Genomic DNA, 14629 nt, shown 5'->3' with positions numbered 1-14629 from the left:
CGGCGGGCCTGCGCATCTGGTGCGGGGCCACCGTCGAGGCCTCCGACCTGGCCGCCCTCACGCCCTGGCTCGACTGGGCCTTCGCCCAGGAGAAGGCGGCACTCGCCGCCGCGGCGGCCTGAGGGTCTGAGACGTCATGATGGCCGGTCGCGAGACCGGCCATTTGCTTATCGACGCGCTCCAGCGATCCGCCGGTCTCTCGTTCCGAGTCCTGCGCGAACCGGCCAACGCTTCGCCGAGAAGCGAGTGATCCTGCGCGCCTGTCTGACGCGAGGTGCCCATCATGCCCAAGCTCACCCAGACCAAACCGAAGGTCCTCATCTCCGACGCGCTTTCCGACGCCGCCGTCCAGATCTTCCGCGACCGCGGTATCGAGGTCGATTTCCAGCCCGGCCTCGGCAAGGACAAGGAGGCGCTGGCCGCCATCATCGGTCGGTATGACGGTCTCGCCATCCGCTCCACCACCAAGGTGACGGGCAAGCTGCTCGCGCAAGCCGCGCGCCTCAAGGTGGTCGGCCGGGCCGGTATCGGCGTCGACAACGTCGACGTCCCGGCGGCGACCGCCAAGGGCGTGATCGTCATGAACACGCCGTTCGGCAACTCGATCACCACCGCCGAACACGCCATCGCGCTGATGTTCGCGCTGGCCCGCCAGATCCCCGCGGCGGATGCCTCGACGCAGGCCGGCAAGTGGGAGAAGAACCGCTTCATGGGCGTCGAGCTGACGGCGAAGACGCTCGGCGTGGTCGGCTGCGGCAATATCGGCGCCGTGGTCGCCGACCGGGCGATCGGGCTCAAGCTGAAGGTCGTCGCCTTCGACCCCTTCCTGACGCCGGAGCGCGCCGTCGAGATCGGCGTGGACAAGGTCGAACTCGACGAGTTGCTCGCGCGCGCCGACATCATCACGCTGCACGTGCCGCTCACCGACAAGACGCGCAACATCCTCTCGGAAGAAAATCTCGCCAAGACCAGGCGCGGCGTGCGCATCATCAACTGCGCCCGCGGCGGCCTCGTGGACGAAGTGGCCCTGCGCGCGGCCCTCGATTCCGGCCACGTGGCGGGCGCCGCCTTCGACGTGTTCGTCACAGAGCCGGCAACCGAGAACCCGCTCTTCGGCCACCCGAACGTGATCTGCACGCCGCATCTCGGCGCCTCAACCTCGGAGGCGCAGGAGAACGTGGCGCTTCAGATCGCCGAGCAGATGGCCGATTACCTGCTGAGCGGAGCCATCGCCAACGCGATCAATTTCCCCTCGATCTCGGCCGAGGAGGCGCCCCGCCTCAAGCCCTTCGTCGCGTTGTGCGAGAAGCTCGGCTCCTTCCTCGGCCAGCTCACCGAGGCGCCGATCAAGGGCATCCGCATCACCTACGAGGGCGCGGTGGCCGGTATGAACACCCGGGCGCTGACCTCCGCGGCGGTGACCGGCGTTCTGCGCCCGATCCTGCAGGACGTGAACATGGTCTCGGCCCCGGTGATCGCGAAGGATCGCGGGATCGTCGTCGATGAGATCAAGCGCGAGGGCGGAGCCAGCGACTACGAGTCGGTGGTGCGGATCACCGTCGATGCCGAGGACATGCCGCGGGATGCCGCCGGCACCGTCTTCCACGACGGCAAGCCGCGCGTCATCGAAATCCGTGGGATCGACATCGACGCGGCCTTCGCGCCGCACATGCTCTACGTGCGCAATCACGACAAGCCGGGTTTCGTCGGCCGCTTCGGCTCGGTGCTGGGAGAAGCGGGCGTCAACGTCGCGACCTTCGCACTGGGCCGAGAGGCCGAGGGCGGCAACGCCATCGCCTTCGTCGCGGTGGACGGCGAGGTGTCACCGGAGGTGCTGAAGGCGATCGAGGCGATCCCGCAGGTGAAACGTGTTCGGCCCGTCCGATTCTGAGGCCGGCACGGCCCGGGCGGAGGCCGACCGCCCCCTCGACAGCGACGGCACGGCGCTTCCGGCGCCGTCCCCCCTCCCCTCCGAGCATGAGGATCGCGCGATGATGGCCCGCACATTCACCGTCCGCTGCGCCTGGAACGAGGCGGCCGGCGTCTTCTTCGTCCACGACTCGCCGGTGCCGGGTCTCGCCACCGAGGCACCCACCATGCCGGCCCTGCTGTGCAAGCTGCCCGGCATGATCCGCGACCTGCTCGGGCTCGAGGACGACGCCTATCTCGACATCTACGTCGAACGGGTGAAGCGGTAAGAGGGTGACCGATCGGAGGGATCGCGCGATGCGTGTCGCGCGGTCATCCTCCGAACGGAAATGAGGAATCCGCGATGAGCCGGCACGTTGTCGTACGCTGCGCCTGGGACGACGAGGCGGACGTCTGGTTCGTGCAGGAATCTGATGTGCCGGTTCTCGTAACCGAGGCGGACACCTTGGAGGCCCTCCGCCGCAAACTGCCGGAGATGATCCAAGATCTGCTCGAGGTGGAGACAGCAATGGATATCGAGGTCGATCTGATCGCCTACGCCCATGATCGCGTTCGGGTGCAAGCCGCCTGATCAAACTGATCGAGCCACGATCAACGCGCCGTCGCGCGCACTGTGCCAAGAACGGACAAACCGAGGTTCGTGAGGGCAGTGACAGGTGACCGACGACACTCTGGCCCTGAAAAAGCCGCTGCGTCAGCACGGCTATGCATTCCTGGGGAGCGGTCGCGGAGATCACGAAATTTGGCGAAACGACGAGACCGGCAGGAAGGTCGTCGTGGACGCTGCGATCAAATCGCGTCACACCGCCAACGGGCATCTTGAAGCCGGCCGGCTTGCCCAAAGCCTTCTGATCCGTCACCGATCTTCCGGACCTATGCCCCGGAACGGGCCCGCTTGGATGTATCGCGCGAGCAGCTCATGAAGATCGACGGACGCCCCTACCGCACCATCTTCCCCGAGGCTGACGGAGGCGCCGTCATGGTCATCGACCAGACCCGGCTGCCCTTTGCCTTCGAGCTCAAGCGTCTGGCGAATCTGGACGACGCGGCGGTGGCGATCCGCACCATGGTGGTGCGCGGCGCGCCGCTGATCGGGGTTACCGCCGCCTACGGGCTGGCGCTGGCGATGCGGGAGGATGCGAGCGAGGCAGGCATCGAGCGGGCTTCCGCGACGCTCGCCGCGACGCGGCCCACCGCGATCAACCTGCGCTGGGCGCTCGACCGGATGGCCGCGATGCTGCGTCGGGCGCCGGAGACCGAGCGCGCGGCCCTCGCCTTCTCGGAAGCCGGCCGCATCGCCGACGAGGACGTCGCGAGCTGCCGCGCCATCGGTGAGCACGGCGCCAAGATCCTGTCCGAGATCGCGGCGAAGAAGGGCGGCACGGTCAACGTTCTGACCCACTGCAACGCCGGGTGGCTCGCCACCGTCGATTGGGGCACGGCGCTGGCGCCGATCTACGTCGCGCACGATGCCGGCGTGCCGGTCCACGTCTTCGTGGACGAGACCCGTCCGCGCAACCAGGGCGCGGCGCTCACCGCCTTCGAACTCAACGCCCACGGCGTGCCGCACACCGTGATCGCCGACAATGCCGGTGGGCACCTGATGCAGCACGGGCAGGTGGATGTGTGCATCGTTGGCTCCGACCGCACCACGGCGTCGGGCGACGTCTGCAACAAGATCGGCACCTACCTGAAGGCTCTGGCGGCCTCCGACAACCGCATCCCGTTCTACGCGGCCCTGCCCTTCTCGACGATCGATTGGACCCTGTCGGACGGGGTGCGCGACATCCCGATCGAGGAGCGCGACGCCCGCGAGGTCACGCATCTCACCGGGCGCACCGATGACGGCGCCTTCGCCACGGTGGCCGTGGTCTCACCGGGCAGCCCGGTGGCCAACCCGGCCTTCGACGTGACGCCGGCCCGCCTCGTCACCGGCATCATCACCGAGCGCGGCGTCTGCGCCGCGACCGAGGAAGGCTTGGCCGGGCTCTATCCGGAGCGGCGCAAGGCCGCCTGAGGGGCGTACGGGGCATCAATCCTTCAGCGGATCGTGGCCCCAGTTCATTAGCGAGAGGCGCCAGGGCGAGTCCTTCGTCTTGGTTTTGTCCTCGGGCCCGCCCTGCTTGAGGTGTCGGTGGACGTAGCCGACCACCTTCTTCATGTCGGCATAGTCGTCGTCGGTGAGATCGGCCTTCTTCTTGTGCAGGATCTCGACGATGCGGCGGCCCTGCTTGTGGCCCGTAGCCTCGCCGCCGTCCTTCTTCTGGCCGACGGACCGGCTCTCGTCGGATTCCAGGAATTTCTCCAGGGCCGAGGCGGTCATGTTCACCGCGCCCTTGAAATCTTTCCAGATCGTCTCGTGATCGTCGGCCTGAGCCATGGCGCCTGTCGCCCTCCCGCTGTCGTTGGGGCGGGAACGGAGGCGTTTCAGGCGCGGTTCCGCCCCGGCGCGGCCTGCGCGCTTGGGCCGCGCGCCCGGACTCCGCTCAGCCGCCGCCAGCGGATCACCAGGGACACCGAGACGACGAGAAGGCCGGCGCAGAAGCCGGCCCAGATGCCGCGCCCGCCCAGTCCGGCGCCCCAGGCCAGCGCAGCGCCGAGGGGAACGCCGATACCCCAGTAGCCGAACAGCGCTATCAGCATCGGCACTTTGGTGTCCTGCAGGCCCCGCAAACAACCGAGCGCCACCGACTGCACGCCGTCCGAGATCGCGAACAGGGCCGAGAAGATCAGGAAGCCGGCGGCCACCGGAAACACCTGCGTGGCGCCCGGCGCCTCGGCATCGAGGAACAGGCCGATCAGGGCGCGCGGGGCGAGGAGCTGTACCAGGGCGCAGGCCACCATGAAGCCGAAGCCGAGCCCGAGCGCGACGGCTCCGGCGCGGCGAAGGGCTGCCCGGTCGGCGGCGCCGAAGGCGCGGCCGACCCGCACCGTCGCCGCCTGCCCGATGCCGTTGGGCACCATGAAACAGGTCGCGGCGACTTGCAGCGTGATCGCGTGGGCGGCGAGCGGCACCGTGCCGAAGGTCCCCATCGCGACGGTGGCCGTCTCGAAGAGGCCGGCCTCGGCGATACCGGCCACGCCCATCGGCAGGCCGACCCGCACCACGCGGGCGAGACGTTCGGTGTCAAACCGCCAGAGGTGGGCGAACATCCGGTGGCGATGGAGACCCCGGTCGAACCGGATCACCACCACCAGGGCCGCGAGCGCCAGGAACTCGGTGATTACGGTGCCGAGCGCCACGCCGACGATGCCGAGGTCCGGCGGCCCGAAGGCGAAGAAGGCGCCGAGGGCGAAGTTGAGCGGCAGGGCGGCGAGGCTCACGGCAAGCGGCGGCCCAGGCCGCTGGAGCGCGGCGAGCGCGCCCTTCAGCACCATGAAGGCGAGCGCGGGGAACATCCACCATTGCAGCACCCGCATATAGGCGCCGGCCTCGGCTGCGACCGCCGGCTCCTGCCGCAGCAGCCCCAGCAGATCCTCCGTGAACCAGAGCAACGGCATCAGCGCGAGGGTCACGAGGAACCCGACCCACAGCCCGGCCCGAACCGTGCGCCGCACTTCGCCGGCCCCTTCCGCGCCCGCGGCCCGGCCGACCGTCTCCGCCACGAGAGGGGCCACCGAGGAGGTGAGGCCGATGCCGCCGATGAAGGGCAGCAGGTAGAGACTGGTGGCGAGCGCGCCCGCGGCGATGGGTTCCGCGCCGAGCCGGCCGAGCAGCACTGCGTTCGAGGCCACCAACCCGTGCTGGGCGAGGTTGATGAGGACGAGGGGCGCGGAGAGCTTCAGCGTCGCGCGCAGCTCATCGCGCCAGGGCGAGGCGGGCGGGCGCTCGAAACCGGTCGCCGCGAGGCTCGGTGTGGACGTCACGCGAGAGGTCTCATCCGCTCAGGAGGCCGGAGCCGGCGCCCGGTCCCCGAGGAAACCGCCGGACTGCCGCCGCCACAGGTCGGCGTAGAGGCCGCCGCGGCGGATCAGATCGGCGTGGGTGCCCTCCTCCACGATCCGACCGCGATCGATCACGATCAGCCGGTCGAGCGCGGCGATGGTCGAGAGCCGGTGAGCGATGGCGAGCACGGTCTTGTCGCCCATCAGGGTGTCGAGAGCCTCCTGGATGGCCGCCTCGACCTGGCTGTCCAGCGCGCTCGTCGCCTCGTCGAGGATCAGGATCGGCGCGTCCTTGAGGATGACGCGGGCGATCGCGATGCGCTGACGCTGCCCGCCGGACAGCTTCACCCCGCGCTCGCCGACATGGGCGTCGTAGCCGCGCCGGCCCTTGTGGTCCACGAGGTCGAGGATGAAGTCGTGGGCATGCGCGAGCCGTGCCGCCCGCTCGATCTCCGCATCTGAGGCTTCCGGACGACCGTAGCCGATGTTGTCGCGGATCGAGCGGTGCAGCAGCGAGGTGTCCTGGCTCACCATGGCGATGGCCTCGCGCAGGCTGTCCTGCGTCACCCCGGCAATGTCCTGACCGTCGATCAGGATGCGCCCGCCCTCGACATCGTGCAGGCGCAGCAGCAGCGCGGTGATCGTGCTCTTGCCCGCGCCGCTGACGCCGACGAGCCCGACCTTCTCGCCGGGGCGAATGTGGAAGGACAGGTTCTCGATGATGCTGGCATCGCCCCGCCCATAGTGGAAGTCCACGTTCTCGAAGCGGATGTCGCCGCCGGTGACGGTGAGCGTCTTCGCTCCCGGCACGTCGGTGAGGGCGTGGGGCCGGGCGATCGTCTGCATGCTCTCCTGGATCACGCCGACATTCTCGAACACGCCGCGCACGGTCTGCATCACCCAGCCCGACATCGCCATCAGGCGAAGAATCAGCGCGAGCCCGGCCGAAGCCTCGCCGGTGGTCATCGCGCCGCGCTGCCACAGGGCGAAGCAGACGGCGGCCGTCGTGAACAGGAGCAGGCTGTTGAGGGCACCGAGCAGGCTCGTCGTCAGCGTGGTGAGCCGGAACTGATGCAGATAGGCTTTGGTGTGGGTGTCGACCGCGTCGCGGACGGCGGCGCGCTCCTCGCGGTCGCGGGCGAAGAGCTTGACGGTGAGGATGTTGGTGTAGCTGTCGACCACCCGGCCGATCAGGGTCGAGCGGGTCTCCGCGGTCAGGTGCGAGCGCTTGCGGGCGCGCGGCACGAACCAAGCCGTCAGAGCCGCGTAGGCCGCGACCCAGATCACCACCGGCAGAGCGAGCCACGCGGAGATCGAGGAAAACAGCCCGATCGCGGTGACGGCGTAGATCGCCACGTAGAGCAGCGTGTCGATGAACACGACGGCGAGTTCACGCACCGCCGGTCCCACCTGCACGGTGCGATTGGCCAGACGCCCGGCGAAATCCGCCTGGAAATACGAGAGCGAGTGGCCGAGCGTGTAGAGATGCGTCCGCCAGCGGATCTGGTTGGTCGATTGCGGCACGACGAGCTGGTTCGAGACCACCTCGTGAAGCCAGATCGTGAAGGGGCGAACCACGAGGAGCAGGAGGGCAGCCAGCGTCAGCGGCACGGCGTTATCGCCGATCACGGTCGAGCGGTCGGCCGCGCTCATCAGGTCGATGAACCAGCGCATCAACAGGTAGAGCGAGGCCTCGATGCCGCCGGCCACCACGGCGATGACGAACAGCACCATGAGCGCGGAGCGGATCGGCCGCAGGTAGAAGCCCGCGAAGCCCAGCACCGTCTTCGGCGGCATGCGCCGGTCGTCGAAGGGCGCGAACGGATCGATGCGGCGCTCGAGCCAATCGAGGAACATGATGTTGAGGGACCGACTGTGGAACGAGAGGCTCAGGTAAGCCTCCTTGACGCCGGGCCAACCCCGCGACCATGCCGCAGGCAGGACCCTGCCCCGCCCCTCCTCTGTCTTCCCTTCTCCGATGCTTCGCCTCGCCCTCTACCAGCCGGACATTCCGCAGAACACCGGCACCATGCTGCGCATGGCGGCCTGCCTCGGGATCGCAGTCGAGATCATCGAGCCGGCCGGGTTCGACGTTTCCGACCGGAACCTGCGTCGGTCGGGCCTGGACTACCTCGACCACGTGGCGATCACCCGCCACCGCTCCTGGGACGCGTTCCAGTTATGGCGGGAGGCGTCGGGCTCACGTCTCGTGCTCGCGACGACCGCCGGCTCGGTGCCCTACACGCAGCATGCCTTCCGCGACGGTGATTGTGTGCTCATGGGGCGTGAATCGGCCGGCGTGCCGGAGGCGGTCCACGCGGCGGCCGATGCCCGCATCCTGGTGCCGATCCGGCCGGGCCTGCGTTCGCTCAACGTCGCGGTCTGCGCCGCGATGATCCTGGGCGAGGCGATCCGGCAGATCGGGTAAGGGCCCATCGATTGACGGAGCGCGACCATCCGGCGACGGCCGGCATCATTTCGAGCCGCAGCAGGGCTCACGCGGCGCGGCGGCCCGTCCTCCATCGCCTGCCCGAGTGACGTGATGCGGCCGATGGCTCAGTTCGATTGGGCGACGCGCTCCGGCTGCTGGGTTCTCGGCCGCTACTGACACCGCGCCACGTCCCGGCTCGGCGCGGACAAAGCCGCCTGATTCAGGGTGATCTTGACGTCGATCGTGAACACGACGCCTTCGCTCGCATCGCTCGCCCTGAGCTGCCACGCGTCGCCGAATGCGACGCAAGGCCCCGCCTCCCTCAACAGTTCGCCAGCATAGCGAATGGCGGCACGGCGTGCGGCGTCCAGATCCGGCAGATCCGTCCCCTCGTCATCCCATAGCTCGACGTCATCGTTGGTATTGAAGAAGAACCTCGGCATCCACATCCCCTGAAAATCGACGTTCCCGGCGCGATCGAAGCACTCTCGGCCGACGGATTCGCTGGGCCAGCGTGCTCGGATATATAGGCGCCTGAATCAGCTATTCGATAATCAATAGTGATGTCAATCTATTAAAAAAGTCTTGGCGCAATGTATTCGCGATTATTACATCATTTCGCAATCATGTTACTCTGACTATTCTACTTTGCGTAGCATATCTCGCCTAGTGTCACTGGGCGCACATCCGAACCGGCGCCGATAGCGCTGCGCGAAGTCGCTCATGTGAGCGAATCCCCATCGTCGGCCCAGTTCCGCGATCGATGTGTCCCGGTGCGACTCCCTGCAGAGGTCGCGGTGGACGTGCTGCAGGCGCCGCTCGATGATGAATTCGACCGGCGTCATGCTCAGTTCGCGCTTGAACGACATCTGCAGCATCCGAACGCTCACGCCCGCGGCGGCGGCGACATCGGCCAATCGGAGCGGGGTCGCGAGATGCGCCTCGATGTAGTCAATCGCAGAGCGGACGTGAGCCGCCGCAAGGTTGCCGGCCGAGGGCAGTTCGGCGGCCGGCGCGCGCGGCCAGACGCTGAGCAGTTGATAGGAAACGATTTCCTCGAGCAACGGGAAGAACAGATCCTCAGACGTGCGAACGTCACGCAGCCGAATCTGCATCTGCTCCAGGGACAACAGAAGAGCACGCATTCCCAGGGTATCGATCGACGTCAGCGGCTCCAGCACCGGGAGCGGACGATCCAGCTTCCGCTCCAGAGCGTGGTAGCTCGCCAGGAGCGACGTGCGGGCGATGGTGGAGCTGATGGCGGAAAAGCCGGCCGAGGCTTCTCCGTTGCGCATGTCTTCCAGGGCGCTGAACGTCGCGTATCCCTGCATGGCAGCGTGCTCGCCGCGCCAGTTCCGGCGGATCATCTGGCCGCTGGTGACGAACCGGATCGTGAACAGGTCGGCTTCGAGCGTCGGGACCGTCAGGAAGCCCGTGGCCGACTGCGTGTGCCAGAGGCTCATCGTCCGGCTCTGTCCGCCCTCCACCCGAACCTGCGGGGCCCCGCGAGAGACGGGATAGAAGTCGACGGCGAGACCACCGCCGTCGTTGAGGTGCTCGAACTCGCGTGCGGATTGCAGTCGATGCGCGAAGAAGCGTTGCGGCCGCCAGATGGCGTTCGAGCCGCGGATTTCAGACAGCCGGCTGTTGGTGTCGGACATCTAGCGACAACGCGAAGAACGGATGATTGCCTCGGCTCCAGCCACTGACACTCAGAGTAGAGTGTAAACTGATTGCCGACAAAGACATGTCAACAGGGCAACACCACTGATGAGTGGCCACCGTAGAGCTGCATCAGCAATGGGGCCTCTTTGGGATCGAGGCTCGTGATCAGCATCGACGTTTTGAAACTCACCTTTCCGCGCCCGCGCCTCAAAGCGCACCGACGGATGTTCGTTCTCTTCGATGAGATCCGCCGGGTGAACGGATTGCGGGCTAATGTCGTCGCCCTGATCGAGCACAGCCACGGGCGTATCCGCGACGAACCCGGATTGCCGGCCGGCCTCGTCACGCTCGGCATCTGCGACTTCGCGCAGCCGATTTCCGGCCTCGATCCCGAAGCCGCCACATCGATCCCGCTCGGCGACAAACCGTTCAGCGTGAAGGGCGCCTCGGAGATCACCCTCGCCACGCTGTGAGACCGGCGCACGATGCCCTACCGCGTCAAGGGCTACGACGGCCCCTGGGCGCCGAAATCTCCAGCGCCCGCCTCGCCCTCGCGGGCGACACGCTCGCCATCCAGGTGGGCCGATCGAGTCCGAGCAGATCGAAGGCGGCTTCAAGTACAACCCGACGACAACCCGACGCCGTGGTTCGCGATCGCCGCAGCGATGTACGACACAGTGAAGCGCAACCGGCTCGCGCCCGCCCGATCCGAGCGGCCTGCCGATCTCGATCCAGACCGGCAGGGTAAAGATCCAGGGAGGCGACATCGATGCCATCGCCGCCGTGACGCTGGCCGACGCGCTGATCGGTTGGGAGGACACGCATCGGCGGGCGCAGCTCAACGTCTCCAACATCGCCGACACGCGCGATCTCTCGACCTGTCTCGCCCAGAGCGACGGCTTCGTCGACACCCGGCGCACGATCCTCGGTAGCCCGACCTACAAGTTCTGAGCCCGAATTGACGGATCGCCCCCCGGGTGGGAAAGCCTCTCGCATGAGCGATGCGACGGCTTCTCCCCTCCCCTCACCCGACGACCTCGCCGCGCTGAAGAGCGAGGCGGGCGCGTGGTTCGCCACCCTGCGCGACCGGATCGTCGCCGCGCTGGAGACGCTGGAGGCGGAGGCCGAGGGCCCGTTCCACCCGGACGCCCCGAGGGAAGCCGGCAAATTCGAAAAGACGCCGTGGCAGCGCACCGATCACAGCGGCGCCCTGGGCGGCGGCGGCGTCATGGCGATGCTGAAAGGCCGGGTGTTCGAGAAGGCGGGCGTGCACGTCTCCACCGTGCACGGCGAGTTCGCGCCGGAATTCCGTGCCCAGATGCCCGGCGCGGCGGAAGACCCGCGCTTCTTCGCCACCGGCATCTCGCTGATCGTCCACCCCTGGAACCCGAACGTTCCGACGGTGCACATGAACACCCGCTTCGTCGTGACGACGAAGGCGTGGTTCGGCGGCGGCGCCGACCTCACCCCCGTGCTCGACCGGCGGCGCAGCCAGGACGACCCCGACACGCAGTTCTTCCACGCCTGCCTGCGCGAGGCCTGCGAGCGGCACGCGCCCGCCGTGAACTACGAGCGGTACAAGGCGTGGTGCGACGAGTATTTCCACTTGAAGCACCGCAACGAGCCCCGCGGCATCGGCGGCATCTTCTACGACTATCACTGGACCGGCGACCGCCAAGCGGATCTGGCCTATACGCGCGACGTCGGCGGGGCCTTCCTGAAGGCCTATCCCGAGATCGTCCGGCGCAACCTCGCGCAGGCCTGGACCGAGGCCGACCGGGAGGAGCAGCAGGTGCGGCGCGGGCGCTACGTCGAGTTCAATCTTCTCTACGACCGCGGCACCATCTTCGGCCTGAAGACCGGCGGCAACGTCGCCTCGATCCTGTCCTCGCTGCCCCCCACGGTGCGCTGGCCCTGAGGGCCGTCCGGCCATGCCTGACTCCGTTCCCACCCAGTTCGCCCCGCAGCAGGATGCGGCGCTGAAAGCCATCGCCCGCTGGCGCAAGGAAGGCGGCGACCAGGTCTTCCGCCTGTTCGGCTATGCCGGCACCGGCAAGACCACGCTCGCCCGCCGTATCGCCGACGACATCGACGGCCCGGTCGTCTACGGCGCCTTCACCGGCAAGGCGGCCTCGGTGATGCGCCAGAAAGGCTGCCACGATGCGGCGACGATCCATTCGCTGATCTACCGCAGCAAGGAGGGCGACGAGGGCGGTCCGACCTTCACCCTCAACCGCTCCGGCCCGGCGGCCAAGGCCAACCTCATCGTCATCGACGAGTGCTCGATGGTCGATTCCGACCTCGGCCACGACCTCCTGTCCTTCGACAAGCCGGTGCTGGTGCTGGGCGATCCGGCCCAGTTGCCGCCGGTGCGCGGCGGCGGCTTCTTCACCGAGGCCGAGCCCGACGTGATGCTCACCGACGTCCATCGCCAAGCGGCCGACGACCCGATCGTGCGCATGGCGATGACGATCCGCGAGGGCGGGCGGCTGGAGGTCGGGGAGTACGGCGCGAGCCGGGTGATCCGCCGCCGCGACATCGATCCGGCGCAGGTGCTCGACTGCGATCAGGTTCTGGTCGGCCTCAACCGGACGCGGCGTCTCTACAACAACCGCCTGCGGGAGCTGGCCGGCCACACCGATCCGATGCCGTCGGTCGGCGAGAAGCTGGTCTGCCTCCGCAACGACCGAACCAAGGGCCTGCTCAACGGCTCGACCTGGACGGTGCAAGCGCTACGCGCCCCGCCCCGCCCCGACACGATCCGCCTCGACGTGGTGCCGGAGGACGATCCGGCCGTGCGCCGCCGCGCCGTGGAGATCAAGGTGCTGCGGCAGGTGATCGAGGGCTCTGAGGAGGAGATCCCCCTGTTCCTGCGCCGCGAGACCGACGAGTTCACCTACGGCTACGCGCTCACCGTGCACAAGGCGCAAGGATCGCAGTGGGACAAGGTGGTGCTGTTCGACGAATCCTACGCGTTTCGCGAGCACCGGGCGCGGTGGCTCTATACCGGGCTGACGCGGGCGGCGCAGGCGATCACCGTGGTCGTGTGAGGGAGCATTCCTCGGTCGCCCACGACCCGCCGTCACCGCGAGCGGATGCGAAGCGATGACGACGAGGAAATCGCTTCGCGGGCGCTGGCTGCGATCCGCCGCCAACGCATCGAGCCGGCGCCGATCCGGAGAGCGCGGCCGCTCTTCTCCGCGTATCGAGTGGACAAGAGCGGAGCGATTCAACCGGCCGCCCGCGCCTCCACCGCCGCGAGCAGCGTGCAGAGTGCCACCGCCTCCGCCGCCTTGCGCACCGCGTCGAGCTTCGGGAACGTCGGGGCGATGCGCAGCGTCCGGTCGTGCGGATCCTTTCCGTAGGGGTGCGTCGCACCGGCCGGCGTGAGCGCGATGCCCGCCTCGCCCGCGAGCCGGACGACCTGCGAGGCGGTGCCATCGGCGACATCCAGCGTCACGAAGTAGCCGCCCAGCGGACGGCTCCAGCGGGCGACCTCCCAGCCGTCGAGGCGGGCAGCGAACGCCTCCTCCACCGCGGCGAATTTCGGGGCGATCAGGACCCGGTGCCGGTCCATATGCGCGGCGATGCCGGCGCTGTCGCGCAGGAAGCGGACGTGGCGGAGCTGGTTGAGCTTGTCCGGGCCGATGCTGCGGCGTCCGGCCTGAGCGAGATACCATTTCACGTTGGCGGGCGAGGCGGCCAGCATCGCGAGGCCGGCGCCGGCCAGCGTGACCTTCGACGTCGAGGCGAACACGATCGGCCGGTCGGGATGTCCGGCTTGCGCGCAGGCCTCCAGGATGTTGCGGAGGTTGGGCCGCGCCTCGGTGAGGTGATGCACCGCGTAGGCGTTGTCCCACAGAATGCGGAAGTCGGGCGCTCCGGCCTTCAGCGAGGCGAGCCGCCGCACGGTCTCGTCGGAATAGGTCTCGCCGCTCGGATTCGAGTATTGCGGCACGCACCAGATGCCCTTCACCGACGGGTCGGCGGCCTCGCGTTCGACGACATCCATATCCGGCCCCTCCCCCGTCATCGGGATCGCGACCATGCGGATGCCGAAGCCCTCGCACAGTGCGAAGTGGCGGTCGTAGCCGGGCACGGGGCAGAGGATCGTGATCGGCTCCTGCTTCGACCACGGCCCCTCCCCGCCGGGCACGCCCTTCAGCAGGGCGTAGACGAGCACGTCGTGCATCAGCGCGAGGCTCGAATTGTTGGCGATGACGACCTGCTCCGGCCCGGCCCCGAGGACGGGGGCGAACAGGGCGCGGGTCTCGTGCAAGCCCTGGAGATTACCGTAGTTGCGCGCATCCGTGCCGTCCTCGGCGGTGGTGTCGCGGTTGCCCGGCAGCGCCAGCATCTCGGCGGCGAGGTCGAGCTGATCGGAGGCGGGTTTGCCGCGGGTCATGTCGAGCTTGAGCCCCTGCGCTTTGAGGGCGTCGTACTCGCCGCGCAGACCGGAGCGCAGATCCGCCAGGGCGTCGGGCGACAGGGTGGACAGCGACGGCATCGGGTTCCTCTCGGTCGGTGAAGGGTCTTGGCGGGTTCGAACCTGCGGCGGCGGCGCGGTCAAGACCATCCGGAATGAAAGGCGTGCGTCGGGACGAGGCCGTACCGACACACTGTGGCACATCGGTCACGAGCGGGGCTCCGGGGTGACCAAACTCCTAACGTTTCCTCTCCCGCAAGCTTGGCCTTAACGCCTCGTTAACCATTCTCGCC

The 14629-nt window shown here is 68.2% G+C and carries 15 protein-coding genes and 1 pseudogene; 10 read left to right on the top strand and 6 right to left on the bottom strand.

The genetic code is table 11. The features are described from left to right. The 5 genes and pseudogenes from HNR01_RS21975 to mtnA all read left to right on the top strand — a co-directional run. A pseudogene (locus tag HNR01_RS21975) lies at positions 1–122 on the top strand (phosphoserine transaminase); the annotation flags it as partial. A 161-nt stretch (positions 123–283) separates the two neighbouring features. Further along, a complete protein-coding gene (gene serA / locus HNR01_RS21970) occupies positions 284–1891 on the top strand; it encodes a phosphoglycerate dehydrogenase (RefSeq protein WP_183669826.1) in 1608 nt (535 codons plus the stop codon). A gap of 100 nt (positions 1892–1991) precedes the next feature. Further along, a complete protein-coding gene (locus tag HNR01_RS21965; RefSeq protein ID WP_246417603.1) occupies positions 1992–2198 on the top strand; it encodes a DUF1902 domain-containing protein in 207 nt (68 codons plus the stop codon). Between the two features lie 74 nt (positions 2199–2272). Further along, a complete protein-coding gene (locus tag HNR01_RS21960) occupies positions 2273–2500 on the top strand; it encodes a DUF1902 domain-containing protein (RefSeq protein ID WP_183669824.1) in 228 nt (75 codons plus the stop codon). Between the two features lie 348 nt (positions 2501–2848). Further along, a complete protein-coding gene (gene mtnA, locus HNR01_RS21955; RefSeq protein ID WP_183669822.1) occupies positions 2849–3946 on the top strand; it encodes an S-methyl-5-thioribose-1-phosphate isomerase in 1098 nt (365 codons plus the stop codon). 15 nt (positions 3947–3961) lie between these two features. On the opposite strand, the gene HNR01_RS21950 is transcribed toward mtnA, so the two are convergent. Genes HNR01_RS21950 through HNR01_RS21940 form a run of 3 tightly spaced genes read right to left on the bottom strand, consistent with a single transcriptional unit; the run spans position 3962 to position 7671 of the window. Beyond that, complete coding sequence (locus HNR01_RS21950) at positions 3962–4309, bottom strand: DUF3140 domain-containing protein (RefSeq protein ID WP_017487383.1); 348 nt, start codon at positions 4307–4309, stop codon at positions 3962–3964. A gap of 47 nt (positions 4310–4356) precedes the next feature. Next, positions 4357–5796 carry an MATE family efflux transporter gene (locus HNR01_RS21945; RefSeq protein WP_183669821.1) on the bottom strand — a complete coding sequence of 480 codons (1440 nt, stop codon included), beginning with the start codon at positions 5794–5796 and terminating at the stop codon, positions 4357–4359. An 18-nt stretch (positions 5797–5814) separates the two neighbouring features. After that, positions 5815–7671 (bottom strand): ABC transporter ATP-binding protein, encoded by a 1857-nt coding sequence (locus HNR01_RS21940; RefSeq protein ID WP_183669819.1) that lies wholly within the window; start codon positions 7669–7671, stop codon positions 5815–5817. A 121-nt stretch (positions 7672–7792) separates the two neighbouring features. Between HNR01_RS21940 and HNR01_RS21935 the strand changes: the two genes are divergently transcribed. After that, positions 7793–8242: a tRNA (cytidine(34)-2'-O)-methyltransferase gene (locus HNR01_RS21935; RefSeq protein ID WP_153876711.1), complete on the top strand. Its 450-nt coding sequence runs from the start codon at positions 7793–7795 to the stop codon at positions 8240–8242. A 173-nt stretch (positions 8243–8415) separates the two neighbouring features. Here HNR01_RS21935 and HNR01_RS21930 read toward each other — a convergent pair whose 3' ends face one another. Continuing rightward, positions 8416–8688 carry a DUF6894 family protein gene (locus HNR01_RS21930; RefSeq protein WP_183669817.1) on the bottom strand — a complete coding sequence of 91 codons (273 nt, stop codon included), beginning with the start codon at positions 8686–8688 and terminating at the stop codon, positions 8416–8418. A gap of 195 nt (positions 8689–8883) precedes the next feature. Next, the gene (locus HNR01_RS21925) at positions 8884–9906 is read right to left on the bottom strand and encodes a helix-turn-helix transcriptional regulator (RefSeq protein WP_183669815.1); all 1023 of its coding nucleotides are present in this window, start codon (positions 9904–9906) and stop codon (positions 8884–8886) included. A 228-nt stretch (positions 9907–10134) separates the two neighbouring features. Here HNR01_RS21925 and HNR01_RS21920 point away from each other — a divergent pair, with 228 nt between their 5' ends. The 4 genes from HNR01_RS21920 (at position 10135) to HNR01_RS21905 (ending at position 12960) form a co-directional block, all read left to right on the top strand. Further along, entirely contained in the window at positions 10135–10383 is a 249-nt protein-coding gene (locus tag HNR01_RS21920) for a hypothetical protein (protein WP_246417602.1), read from the top strand. A gap of 310 nt (positions 10384–10693) precedes the next feature. Beyond that, the gene (locus tag HNR01_RS27690; protein WP_246417600.1) at positions 10694–10861 is read left to right on the top strand and encodes a hypothetical protein; all 168 of its coding nucleotides are present in this window, start codon (positions 10694–10696) and stop codon (positions 10859–10861) included. Positions 10862–10904: 43 nt separating this feature from the next. Continuing rightward, positions 10905–11828, top strand: a complete 924-nt coding sequence (hemF, locus tag HNR01_RS21910) for an oxygen-dependent coproporphyrinogen oxidase (RefSeq protein ID WP_183669813.1) — start codon at positions 10905–10907, stop codon at positions 11826–11828. Positions 11829–11841: 13 nt separating this feature from the next. Continuing rightward, complete coding sequence (locus HNR01_RS21905) at positions 11842–12960, top strand: ATP-dependent DNA helicase (RefSeq protein WP_183669811.1); 1119 nt, start codon at positions 11842–11844, stop codon at positions 12958–12960. A gap of 179 nt (positions 12961–13139) precedes the next feature. On the opposite strand, the gene HNR01_RS21900 is transcribed toward HNR01_RS21905, so the two are convergent. Beyond that, complete coding sequence (locus HNR01_RS21900) at positions 13140–14417, bottom strand: aspartate aminotransferase type Ic (protein ID WP_183669809.1); 1278 nt, start codon at positions 14415–14417, stop codon at positions 13140–13142. Positions 14418–14629: the final 212 nt, after the last annotated feature.

Source organism: Methylorubrum rhodesianum, assembly GCF_014199985.1.
GTDB lineage: Bacteria > Pseudomonadota > Alphaproteobacteria > Rhizobiales > Beijerinckiaceae > Methylobacterium > Methylobacterium rhodesianum.
Note: the sequence above shows the minus strand (reverse complement) of the source record. Positions and strands in the feature narration are given on the sequence as shown.